The organism is Dellaglioa sp. CoH-55-MRSF-9 (genome assembly GCF_056782155.1).
The window spans coordinates 25868-38077 of record NZ_JBXAYG010000005.1 but is presented as its reverse complement, the minus strand read 5'-3'; the positions used below and the strand labels follow the sequence as shown (position 1 = coordinate 38077).

General features: G+C 35.7%; 10 protein-coding genes. 6 read left to right on the top strand and 4 right to left on the bottom strand.

The genetic code is table 11. The features are described 5' to 3' along the window. The first annotated feature begins 30 nt into the window (after nt 1–30). From AC1RPV_RS06050 to AC1RPV_RS06030, 5 genes are all read left to right on the top strand, one after another. Nucleotides 31–708, top strand: a complete 678-nt coding sequence (locus AC1RPV_RS06050) for a WxL domain-containing protein (RefSeq protein ID WP_481761753.1) — start codon at nt 31–33, stop codon at nt 706–708. Nucleotides 709–749: 41 nt separating this feature from the next. Continuing rightward, entirely contained in the window at nt 750–1421 is a 672-nt protein-coding gene (locus AC1RPV_RS06045; RefSeq protein ID WP_481761752.1) for a WxL domain-containing protein, read from the top strand. 93 nt (nt 1422–1514) lie between these two features. Next, entirely contained in the window at nt 1515–1856 is a 342-nt protein-coding gene (locus AC1RPV_RS06040) for an LPXTG cell wall anchor domain-containing protein (RefSeq protein ID WP_481761751.1), read from the top strand. 134 nt (nt 1857–1990) lie between these two features. After that, a complete protein-coding gene (locus AC1RPV_RS06035) occupies nt 1991–2593 on the top strand; it encodes a pentapeptide repeat-containing protein (protein WP_481761750.1) in 603 nt (200 codons plus the stop codon). A gap of 213 nt (nt 2594–2806) precedes the next feature. Beyond that, nucleotides 2807–5242 (top strand): hypothetical protein, encoded by a 2436-nt coding sequence (locus tag AC1RPV_RS06030; protein WP_481761749.1) that lies wholly within the window; start codon nt 2807–2809, stop codon nt 5240–5242. Between the two features lie 46 nt (nt 5243–5288). On the opposite strand, the gene pepF is transcribed toward AC1RPV_RS06030, so the two are convergent. After that, a complete protein-coding gene (pepF, locus tag AC1RPV_RS06025) occupies nt 5289–7097 on the bottom strand; it encodes an oligoendopeptidase F (protein ID WP_481761748.1) in 1809 nt (602 codons plus the stop codon). A gap of 173 nt (nt 7098–7270) precedes the next feature. Between pepF and AC1RPV_RS06020 the strand changes: the two genes are divergently transcribed. Then, nucleotides 7271–7609 carry a YxeA family protein gene (locus AC1RPV_RS06020; RefSeq protein ID WP_481761747.1) on the top strand — a complete coding sequence of 113 codons (339 nt, stop codon included), beginning with the start codon at nt 7271–7273 and terminating at the stop codon, nt 7607–7609. Between the two features lie 107 nt (nt 7610–7716). On the opposite strand, the gene spxB is transcribed toward AC1RPV_RS06020, so the two are convergent. The 3 genes from spxB to AC1RPV_RS06005 all read right to left on the bottom strand — a co-directional run bounded on the left by spxB (nt 7717) and on the right by AC1RPV_RS06005 (nt 12150). Next, nucleotides 7717–9468, bottom strand: coding sequence for a pyruvate oxidase (gene spxB, locus AC1RPV_RS06015; RefSeq protein WP_481761746.1), 1752 nt, complete (start codon nt 9466–9468; stop codon nt 7717–7719). A 202-nt stretch (nt 9469–9670) separates the two neighbouring features. Continuing rightward, nucleotides 9671–10753 carry an LCP family glycopolymer transferase gene (locus AC1RPV_RS06010; RefSeq protein ID WP_481761745.1) on the bottom strand — a complete coding sequence of 361 codons (1083 nt, stop codon included), beginning with the start codon at nt 10751–10753 and terminating at the stop codon, nt 9671–9673. A 50-nt stretch (nt 10754–10803) separates the two neighbouring features. Continuing rightward, a complete protein-coding gene (locus AC1RPV_RS06005) occupies nt 10804–12150 on the bottom strand; it encodes a hemolysin family protein (protein WP_481761744.1) in 1347 nt (448 codons plus the stop codon). Nucleotides 12151–12210: the final 60 nt, after the last annotated feature.

Sequence of the window (12210 nt, the reverse complement as noted above, 5' to 3'; positions counted from 1 at the left end):
ATTAAATAACAAATTCGGGGGAAATAAATTATGAAAAACGTATTAACAAGTGCATTATTATCAGCAACAATCTTAGGTGCAGGCTTAGCAGTATCAGGTAGCGTAAACGCTGCTGATATGACACCTGCAACAACAACAACTGGTGTTCAATTTAAAGCTGGCGATGAAGGACAAGTTATCCCTCCAGTTGACCCAACAGATCCAACAAAACCAACAGAACCTGGGGATAACGGTAATACTGGTAACAGTGGTAATCTTGCTATTATCTATGCTACTAAAGCAATTAGTTTTGGTACTGAAAATGAAATTACGGCAAATACGGTTAACTTAACGTCTGATACAGATGTTGCAGTTGAAGTTGGTGATGTTCGTGGAACAAATGCTGGTTGGACTTTATCAGTAAGTTCTAAGCAATTAGCTAACGCTGATGAATCAGAAAAACTTGGCGGCGCTGCAATTAGTTTAGGCGCAGGTGCTGTTTCAGTTGGTAATGGTTCTACAGCTAACCATGCAGTGTCATCAGCAATTGCTGATACAACAACTTCTGGGGTTGTTCTTGGTGCTACAGCAGACGCTGGTGCAGGTATTAACGTTGATAACATTAAAAAAGAAAATGTTAAATTAACAATTCCAGCTGGCGTTGCTAAAGCAGATATCGCGTATGCTTCAACGTTAACATGGACTTTATCAGATACACCAGCTGTTTAATTATTTACAATAAAAAAGATAGAATTATGGGGGATTAGATTATGAAAAAAGGTTTAACAAGTGCATTATTAGCAGCAACAATTTTAGGTGCAGGTTTAGCAGTTTCAAGTCATGTAAATGCAGCAACACTTGCTCAAGGTGCATCAACTGATGCTAGTGTTTCGTTTAAGGCTGGCGATGAAGGACAAGTAATCCCTCCAGTTAACCCAACAAACCCAACAGACCCAACAGATCCTGGTGATGGTGGTGGAACTGGTAATAGTGGTAACCTTGCTATTGTCTACGCTACAAAAACAGTAGACTTTGGTTCAGATATTGAAATTCCTACAAAAGCATTGACTGTTAAATCAGCAAAAGATCTTGCTATTGAAGTTGGGGATGTTCGTGGAACAAATGCTGGTTGGGCACTTTCTGTTCAAGCTGACCAATTTAAGAGTGGTAGTGATGAATTAACTGGTGCTGTTCTTTCAACAGGCAAAGGTAAAGTAGTTGTTGCTGAAGCAACAACTGGAACAACTACAGCTGTTTCAAATGCTGTTACAGATTTAACAACAGCTGGCGTTGCTTTAAATGCTGTTAAAGATACTGGTAGTGGTGTTACTGTTGATACACTTGCAGCTGGAGACATTTCATTAACTGTCCCTGCTGGTGTTGCTAAAGCAGAAGCTTACTCAACAAAAATGAACTGGACACTTTCTGACGTACCTGCTTAAATAAGTTGTTTAAAAAGCATTATATGGTGGCAATCACTATATAATGCTTTTTAACAAGAATCTTTAAAGTATTCCTTGGGGGAGGTTAGTCTCATGAAGAAAAAGATTATGATTATAGCAATGTTACTTTTGGGAGTTGTCATGCTGAATACTAATCAAATGGTTAGTGCGGCAACAACCGAAGCCGGTTCTACGAATGTGACTATCGGTTTTAAAGAGAATACCAAAGTGACACAACCAACTAGTGTACCTGAAAGAAAAACGACTGTTAATCCTGAAAAAGACATAAAAGGCTCAGTATCATCTGTAGGTGGTATTTTACCACAGACAAATGAAGAAAAATCTGTGATGGTTGTCTTAGTAGGATTCGTTCTAATATTAGGAGCACTACTATTATTCTTTATTAAAAAGGATAAAAAAGAAAATAAAGGTTAAAGAAAAGATAAATCAGAATAATCTGATTTATCTTTTTTATTATCTTCTAACTAAAAAAGGTCTTAAGTATTTGTGAATAAATATGTTAAAATTTATAAATAGCGTTTTAAGTAAACATTTAGGAGTGAATTATTTTGGATAATCAAGTTGTTGAAGGACAAACCATTTCATTTGATGATATTAGATATGGATTAACTTACCATAATTGTACGATTGAGGCTTCTTTTGAGACAGTACGAGTTGATTCAGTCACTTTTGATCATTGTACCTTTGAACAAACTGACTTTGTGCGTAGCGAATGGTTAGATACTGTAATTGATCATTGTGAGTTTTTGAACGCAGAATTTAATGAAAGTTATTTTTTTAGAACTGAAATTAAAAGCTGTCGGATGATGGGGTGTGACTTTTCTAATCGTACTGTTTTTAAAGAAACGACATTTAGAGATTGTCAGTTAAGCTATTCTAATTTTAGTGTCGCTAATTTCCAAGAAGTTGAATTTAGACGTTGTGATTTAAAAGAAACCAGTTTTCAAGCGGTTGAAATCAAGAAGAAATTAACATTCCCTGAAAGTAATATTGAAGGTTGCGATTTTATTGAGACCAACATGAAGTCTGTGGATTTCTCTGAGAGTGAATTTGAAACAGTTATACTGGATCCTAAGCTGGTTCGTGGATTAACGATTAATGCTTACCAGGCAACAATTTTAGTTGCTTTATTAGGTATTAAATTGAAGTGAGCTTACAATATTGTAAGCTTACTTTTTTATTTAATGATACATTATAGCTGACGAATACTGGTATACCAATTGGCATACAGGATTAAATAACTATTACCTGAAAAGGACCCTAAAACCATCAAATAATGAGCGTTTATAAGAAATTTATGGATAATATTAATTCTATTTAAGCGTATACTATAAGTAATAAAGATAGAGAATGGGGTGCGGGTTATGGGGATTAATCATAAAAAAATAAATTTATTAGTGTTTGTTTTAGCGGCGACTTTCTTAGCTACTTTTTCAAGTGTGTCGGCAGAAACAGATTATAATTATGCAATACAGACCGCGCCAAGTGGGATCACTTTGAATGGTATATTTCAACGCGGAACTGGGGCTGGTGTATCTGAAGTTAGTAAAACAGTTAATTTAACGTCTGGAAATGTCATAACAACGGATGCAAATGCTGCTACAAAATCGGTCGTAACAATTACTGATAATAAAGATCAAAAGGCAGCTGTTTGGTCAACTGATGGTAATACATTCGATTTGAACAAAGATTCAACAGCGTCAATGTGGGTATATCTTGGTAATGGAGGCGCTGCAGCCGGAGATGGTATGGCATTAGTATTACAAAATGATGCTAAAGGAAATGCAGCTATTTCAACTGGTAGTGGTGAAACATTAGGTGTTTGGGCTAATGATATACTACCTGAGGGTATTTTTGGAACAACATCAGGTTATAGTGATGTTTCGAAACTAGTTAAAACAGGGATACAAAACAGTTGGGCGTTAGAGTTCGATACCTTTAATAATGGGGGTCAAACTTCCGGGAATAGCTTTGATTATACTGCTGTCACAGGTAATCACATAGCTAGTGGTTATCCTGCAGATACTAATAGTTATACACGGGATAGTAAAGACTCGGGTTTTTTTCCAATACACACCGCCTATTTTTACTATCAAAATCACCTTGGGTTAATTGATTACGGAGCAAATCTATCTAACGCGTTATGGCATCATTTGACGTTGAAATATTCTGCTGGAACGAGTACAACAGGCTCTATGACTTACACAATTGATGATAAAAATCCAAAAACAAATGTTATGACAACAGGTAAGAGCGCGACTGTGTCAATTGATAAGGCTAAATTCAATTCGAATGGCGCAGTTCGTTGGGGATTTACTGGATCAACGGGTGGTAGTTATGAAACTAACTTGATAATGTTTGAAAAAGTTCCAGGTTTAGTTGATGCAACTGCAACTCAGACAGTAACAGATACAACTCAAAAAAATAAAGATGTTACTAATGATGGTCTAGTACACTCTGGAGATTCATTAGATTTTGTAACAAATTTAAAATATTTAGGTGGTAAACAAGATTGGAAAACAATTAGTGCTGGCTTGAAGGTTCCCAATAATGTGACGTTAAAAACGGGAACAATTACTTATTCAGGGGCAGCAACGGACTCAGAAACCATTGATTTAACAAAGATGTCAAATGGGGCAATTGTTAAGGTCCTTAAGAATGATTTATCAACAGCTAAGTATTCAAGTGCAAAAGTAACACTTACAGGAACTGCTGACAAAGTTGCAGCCGATACAGTTGTTAATAGTCCAGTAAGTGAATTTTCTGGATCTAATGCGGTTATCCAATCAAATGCAGCCAAATTCACAATTGGAGGCACACGAACATTAACGATATCAGGAATTAATGACATCAAGGTTAATCAAAATGAAGCAGCAACTATTGCCGGAACAGTAGTTTCAAGTCTTGGGGGAACTTTCCCAGCAGGAACGACAACTGCAGCAATTAAAGTCAATGGTAGTTACTCAGTATCAGCTAACGTCGGAACAGACGGTAAATTTAGTGTTAGCGTTCCAAGTAGTCAATTAAAGGTTGGTAAAAACCCATATACTGTGATGGCAACTGATCAATATGGGAACCAAACAACGTCATATACGGCTGATATTATTGTGAACTCTAATAAACCAACGTTTACTTTAGATGATAGTGGTACAACAGTGAATGCGCCTTATTCTTTGAGTTACCATGAGTCTGATGATAGTGCAACCATTAAAACGTACTATCAAGAAGGGTCAAATGCACCTGTTTTAATGGAAACATATGATAACGTAAAAGCTGGTCAGGACCATTCTGGAACTTACAAATTACCAGATAACTTAGCAATTGGTAGTCATGTTTTAACTGTTTATGCTGTCGATACAGACGGTAATAAATCTGACGTGAAAACTATTACTGTCGTTGTTTCAGGTAAAATGGGACTAACAACTAACGGTAGTTTAAATTTTGGGACAACTAAAATTCCAGGAAAAACGACAATATTACCTCGTCAAACTGATTTTTCTGTAGCATTAGAAACATCATTACCTGGGACTTGGCAGTTGTCAGTTTCAGCAAGTGATCTTACTTCAGATAGTAATACAATTAAAGATGCGATTGTGTATCGAGCAACAGCCGGAGATAAGGCTCAAGTTTTAGGTTCGGCAAGTCTTGAAATTTTGTCAGGAACATCAACGACAAAAACGACAACCGTACCATGGGACAAAGATGCGGGTGTTTTGGTTAAAGCAGATCCAAGTGAAATCCATCGCGGTTCATATACAGCCCAGGTAAAATGGGTATTAAGTAACACACCACCTGCATAAAAAATAAAGGAGAGACACTAAACTTTTTAGTGTCTCTCCTTTATTTTTAAATTTCTTTCGTTAAAGCAATGATTTTATTCACGGTATCATCTAAAAATTGAATTGTTTGATTGAGAGGTTCATCCGTAGTGATATCAACGCCTGCAACTTTAGCTGCTTCAATTGGGGCTAATTCGCCACCTAATTTTAAGAAGGCAAGCCAAGCTTCTGTCGTATTTTCTGGATCTTTCAATAAGTTCAAGTGTGCTTGTGTTGAAATGGCAAGACCTGCTGAATATGTGTATGAATAGAGGCCCATGTAATAGTGTGATTGGCGCATCCAAGTTAGTTCAGCACCGTCATTTATTTCAACATCTGGTCCCCAGAATGCTTCAAGGACATGACGTTTAATTTCACTTAATTGATCACCATCAAATCCTTGTCCAGCGTCAATGAGTTGATAAACTTCACGTTGGTAAGCTGCTTCAAGTAAATGGGTCACAAAGTTATGGAAATAAGTATTCGTTAACATTTTTGAATAAGCAAAACGTTTTAAGCGAGGTTCACTTGATTGATTTTCAATTGAACTTGTTAGTAATAGTTCATTGAATGTAGAAGGCGCTTCAACCAAATAAGTAGAAGGTTCACTACCCAAAATTGATTGGTTATCCTGTGTTAAAATGGCTTGCCCTGCATGACCGAGCTCATGAATTAAAGTATAGACATCGGCTAATTCGTTCGTCCATGACATTAAAATATAAGGATGTTTGCCATAAGGAGTTGTTTCAAAGCCACCCGTTTCCTTACCAATATTTTGTGGAAAATCAACCCAACGTTCTGGGAATGAACGAGCAACCATGGCTTGATAGTCAGATCCAAGTGGCGCAACTGCATCGTTGACATATTTCTTAGCTTCTTCAATTGAAACTTCTGGTGCGAAATCAGGATCTAAATCGATTTGTAAATCAGCAAAGGTCATTTTATCTAAACCGCGAACTTCTTTGACATGTGCAGCGTATTTTTGCATAACAGGTGCTAATTTAGTCATGATTGTATCAATTTGACGATTGAATAATGAACGGTCAACTTCTTGTTCTGCTAATAAGTAATCAAAAACTGAATGATAGCCACGTAAAGTAGCAATTCTTTTCTCCATAGATACTTGATTATAATAGTTAGCCGCAATTGTATGCTTATAATGATTTAATGTTGTTGAGAAGCTTTTAAATGCTGCATGACGAATAGCTGCGTCTGGATTGTATTGGTACGTATTTTCATATAAAACAAATGACATTGGATATGTCACACCATTTACTTCAAAATCAGAAAAGTCCATATCAGCTGCTCGAGTTTGACCGTAAACTGATTCTGGTGCAGAAAAATTAGGTTGGAAGGTCGCAAGGACTTGTTCAACCTCAGGACTTAACTGGAATTCTTTTTGTTTCTTTAATTGACGAATATAAGCTTTTAATTTTGGATTTGTTGCAACAACGTCGTCCAATAATTTAACTGGATTTTCTAGTAATTCAATATCAAAGAAAACCAGTTTTGTCGTAATTTCGGCAGAAAGTGCTTCAAAATCGCGCATTAACTGATTGGCTGTTGCATCAGTAATATCAACTGCTTGCTGTAAAAATGCATAATGTTCAATATGTGATAAGCGAGTGTAAATATCTTCCAAGTCATTGAAGGCGGTACTAATTGGAGCTAGTTCTCCTAAATGGCTATGGTAAGTAGAAACAAAGGTTTGAACGAGGTCACGAACTAAATCGATATCCGTCTGGAATGCAAGATCATTTGGATAAATGGCTGTTAAATCCCATGTTAGTGCTTCAGGTACTTCATTTCTATTAACTAGTTGGTGAGTTTTTGTCATAATCGTAACCTCCTAATGTTTGTATGGTTAGTATTGTATCATTATATAGAATTAAATGAGTAAAAAAGGATTATAATATAATTTTTTGATAATCTTCGATTAGTACAAGTCAAATTAGTGGTTTAATGCATGGTTATTTGAGATTATGAATTAAATAAAAGGAGGTAGAATAAATGAAAAAAATAATTGTATTAATTATCGCTATTCTATTAGTTGGCGGCGGGTACTTATACTATAGGACTAATTACTCAACTCAGGATTACTACACACAGATAACAGAAACAGGTAAAAAAGTGGTTAAAAAGGATCAAAATGGAAAAACGTATGCCGATTATAGCTATAATCAAATGGCTTATAATACTAAAAATGAAGCTAAGAAATTAACGTTTAATGGGAATAAAGAAAGACCGTTACGTCAAGGCGCCTATTTAAAATTAGCCTATAATGAAAAAAAAGGTGTTATTTCATGGGAAGAAGTTTCAAAAAAAGATCTACCTGTAAAATTAAAATAGAACCCAAAAAAAAAGACTGTAATGAAGAGGATAGTTATCTTCATTACAGTCTTTTGTTATTTAAAAATAACTATCTCTTAGGAATAGCTATTTTATTCGTGAGGGCATTATTTTGAGTATTTCTCGATTAAATCATCTAAGACAAGTAAGTCTTCTGCTTCGTAACGTTTACGGTAAGCAGCGATTTCTTCAGCTGAGAAATGTTTTGGATCGACAGCTAAATCTTCAACAGGGATGGCACGGTCGTCAGTGATTTTAACATCAATAACAACAGGACCTTCTGCTTTTATAGCTGTTTCAAATGCGGCAACTAATTCGTCATGTGTAGAAACTGAGATACCAAGCGTACCCATAGCGCTTCCGACTTGTGCCCAATCTGCGTCATTGAAATCAATACCATAGAATGGTTGACCTTCATCTTCTTGTTCATCTTGAATGAAACCAAAATGTTGGTTAGAGAAGACAATATTAATGACATGTTGTTTGTATTTTACTTGTGTTAATAAATCTTGAACAATCATAGCAAATGCGCCATCACCGACAAGGTTAAAGACTTGACGGTCAGGGAAGGCTGATTTAGCAGCAATTGCTGCACCCATACCATAACCCATTGTTGCAAATAAGGCAGATGTTGTGAATTTTTGTTTAGGATTCATATCTAAGTAACGTAAGCTATTCATTGTAACATTACCAACATCAACTGCGAAAATGTCATCGCCTGTGGCATGTTTGTTGATTTCTTTAAAGACAGAAGCAGGTTGAAGTGGTGTTGTTGTCTTGTCCTCAAATTTCTTGAGGTAAGTACGCCAGTTAGCCATATCTTCAATAGTTGCATCGAAGAATGGACGACTTTCAACAGGAGCACCAGCTAATTCAACAAAGCGAGCTAATGTTTTCTTAGCATCACTGAGTAAAGCGACATCAACTGCATGACGTTTACCAATTTTTGATGCATCAATATCGATTTGGATAAATTTCATATCGGGTTTTAAGACTTTTTTAGTTTGTGAGAAAGGTAAATCAGCTCCTACAAAGACAACTAAGTCAGCGGCAGCAATTGCTTCATCAGCAGGTTTTGTTGCAACTCGGTAAGTTGACCCTAAGTTAGCACGATAACTATCAGGAACAGTTCCTTTATTGATAGCTGTAATAATTACAGGCATTTTAAAATGTTCAGAGAAAGCAATTACTTCATCAGTAGCACCTTTTGTACCAATACCAGCGAATAAAACAGGTTGTTTAGCTTCTTTAATAAGTGCTAAAGCCTCTTTAATTTTTGAATCATTTGGTTCAGGTAAAATAGGTGTTGTGTAATTGTGACCTGAAGCGTAATAACTGTCAGCGTCGATATCCATCCAACCAAAGTCATTTGGAATTGTAACAACTGCTACACCTTTGTATTGGTAAGCTGTTCTGATAGCTTGATCAATTACACGAGGTAAGCTTTCTGGAGTCATAACTGTTCTATTATAGACAGAAACGTCAGCAAACATTGGATTTTCGTTCATTTCTTGGAATGAATCCATGTTCATTGCAGATGAAGCAACCTGACCGATTAAAGCAAGAACAGGAACATGGTCTTGTTGTGCGTCATATAAACCATTGAATAAATGTGTTGCCCCAGGACCTGCTGAACCAAAGACAACCCCAACTTTACCAGTTAGTTTTGCTTCAGCGGCAGCAGCAAGTGCCCCAACTTCTTCATGACGTACTTGAACGTAATTAATGTTTTCTTTTTCTGATTCAAGAGCACGCATTGTTGTATTGAATGATCCACCGGGTAACCCATAGACATTTTCAACTTTCCAATCCTGTAATACCTTTAACATTGCAATTGATGCTTTAATTTTTTCTGACATAATATAAATCCCCACTTTCATTTAAATAACAAAGTATCTTGTACCATCTATTATTACACTTTATGGTACCGTTTACAAATGAAATGTATGAATAAAATAAATTTTTTTTACGGACCTATTTTCTATATGAAATTTAATCAATATAAATAAAAAAGCATCATCAGAAGTTGCCTTCTTGATGATGCGAGTAGTGTATAGGTCATTATTTTCGAGTTGTGTTAATTGTTGAATTTGTTAATAAAGTATTGCCCGTTTCTGCTTTAACTAAATCTAAGGCAGATCTAAGTTTATCGGTAATACGTTGCTTCTCTGGTGTATCAGCGACTTCAAAAGCTTCACCGTTAATCATGGTTCCAGTTCCTTGTAGGTGATCAGATTTTGAATGGTGCGTGGCAACACGATAGCTAGTTCCTAGAGTCACTAAATCATCAAATGATAAATCTGTTTTCAATTGAGAAGACATCGTGTCTAAGAATTTTTGATTTAATAAGTTTTGTAAGTTTGTACTCTGTAAGGCAACAGACATGATAATCTGGCGTTGACGTTTTTGACGGCCATAATCACCAAGTGGATCCTCATGACGCATTCGGGCATAAGATAATGCATCTGCACCATTAACATGAGTTTTAACACCTTTTTTAAAGTGTGCACCTTGATAGGTGAACGATAGTGGTGGTGTGACATCAACGCCACCAACCGCATTAACTAATGTTTCGAGTCCGCCCATATTAATGGTTGCATAGAAATCAATAGGGACGTTCAAATATTTCTCGACTGTTTTAACAGCAGAAGCAGGACCACCATAAGCATAGGCAGAATTTAATTTACTTGGGAATTCTGATTCATAACCAGAAACCGCAACTTCTGCATCTCGGGGTAAACTGACTAACGTCATTGATTCCGTTTTAGGATTTAAAGTTGCGACAATTAAGGTATCTGTTCGACCGCCAACTTTTGCACGGCCTAACGCACCATCATCGGTTCCTAAAAGGAGAATTGAAATTGGATAGCCTGATTTTAAGACTGAAGAAACGTTTCTAGCTTTAGCGACTTTTGTCGGCGTATAAATTGAATCAGCTGCTTTTTTTGCGTTTGCGTAAGCTCTGTATGCATAAATACCGCCACCGACCAAAAGTAAGAGCAATAAAAGAAGAATTAAACGACGACGTTTTTTATTTGGTTTTTTCTTACCATTTTTTGGCAACGATGAGTGACGATTTTTACTTGGATTAGAAGTGGAATCTGCAATTGATTCCTGCTGATATAGTTCTCTACGAGTAGGCATAAATATAAAATTCCCTCCAATTAGTAATGACTAAATTATTTCTTATCAGTTCATTGTTCTTCAATTGCGTCTACCTGAGTCGTCGTATGTTTAACATTAAACCAATCAATGTAGTTACGTTTAAACTCAATAATCTTAAATTCAAAAGCATCAAACTTGATGACATCATTTAATTTAACTTTATGATTTTCGAGAATGAAACCTGCTAATGTAACACTTTCAGATGCTTTCATCGCTTTATTTTTAAATTTAAAGAAGCGTTCGAAATCATATAAAGTCGTTTTACCACTAATATTATATGAACCATCATCATTTTTGATAATGTATTCACTTGAAACGTCATCAATTTCATCTTTAACCGTTCCAAATAATTCTTCATAAATATCTTTATCCGTTACAATACCACTTGTACCACCATATTCATCAAGGACAACAACGATAGGTGTTTGTTTACTAATCATTTGGCTTAATAATGTTCTAATAGGTGTTGTTTCTGGTACTGTAATAATTGTTCTAAGTAGTTTACTAATTAAGACAGTATCATCAATCTCAGCTTGTCTAACTAAATCGTAGATATAGACGTAACCAAGAATTTTATCTTTATCATTGTTAGCAACTACTGGAAAACGGCTATAACCCTGATGTAAATAATCTTTAACGACATCGTGCACAGTATCTGTAATATCTACGACATAAAGACTTGTTCGATCGACCATAATATCTTTAGCAATTTTGTCATTTAAATCAAAGGCACGTTGCATATAGACATAATCATCTCTATCTAATTCACCACCTGAAACGGCATTTTGAGATAAAGATAAAATTTCTTTTTGAGTAAAAACTTCACTATTTTCATCAGTTGGCGTAATACCAATCATTTTAGCAACACGTGTTGCTGAGTTATTTAATAACCAAACTAATGGGTAAAAGGCAAGATGAAAGTAGCGTAATGGTGTTATAACAACCATTAAAACTTGAACGGGCATATCGATACTTAAGTTTTTAGGCACAATTTCTGTGTAAACCACTTCAACGTAAGTAAGGATTAAAACCCCGATAATTGCGCCAATGATATTTAACCCTGATTCAGAAGCAAAATGGAATAGTTTAAGCACATCTACAAGTAAAAATTCAATGGTTTTTTCACCAACCCAACCCAGAATAATACCAGCAACACTGACACCAACCTGTGTTGTTGAAAGGTATTCATTCAAATGGTTAAGCATTTTTAATGCTCTTTCTTGTTTTTTTCGATTTCCAATACCTGCTTCGATATCAGCTTCGATGGCACTTGGACGTGCTTGGACAAGTGCAAATTCTGCGGCAACGAAGAATGCTGCTGCAAATAATGTCACAAAGATAACAATCAAATTGATGATAACTGTACCGCTAGACAATTTTTGTGTCCCCCATAATTAAGTTATATTTTTAAGTTCGTATCTGTCTATTTTACCATT

What these genes read in the sequence shown, in the direction of transcription:
- AC1RPV_RS06020 (WP_481761747.1), top strand. Translation starts at nt 7,271, where the DNA reads ATGAAAAAAATAATTGTATTAATTATCGCTATTCTATTAGTTGGCGGC.
- AC1RPV_RS06040 (WP_481761751.1), top strand. Translation starts at nt 1,515, where the DNA reads ATGAAGAAAAAGATTATGATTATAGCAATGTTACTTTTGGGAGTTGTC.
- AC1RPV_RS06050 (WP_481761753.1), top strand. Translation starts at nt 31, where the DNA reads ATGAAAAACGTATTAACAAGTGCATTATTATCAGCAACAATCTTAGGT.
- AC1RPV_RS06045 (WP_481761752.1), top strand. Translation starts at nt 750, where the DNA reads ATGAAAAAAGGTTTAACAAGTGCATTATTAGCAGCAACAATTTTAGGT.
- AC1RPV_RS06030 (WP_481761749.1), top strand. Translation starts at nt 2,807, where the DNA reads ATGGGGATTAATCATAAAAAAATAAATTTATTAGTGTTTGTTTTAGCG.
- pepF (WP_481761748.1), bottom strand. Translation starts at nt 7,097, where the DNA reads ATGACAAAAACTCACCAACTAGTTAATAGAAATGAAGTACCTGAAGCA.
- spxB (WP_481761746.1), bottom strand. Translation starts at nt 9,468, where the DNA reads ATGTCAGAAAAAATTAAAGCATCAATTGCAATGTTAAAGGTATTACAG.
- AC1RPV_RS06010 (WP_481761745.1), bottom strand. Translation starts at nt 10,753, where the DNA reads ATGCCTACTCGTAGAGAACTATATCAGCAGGAATCAATTGCAGATTCC.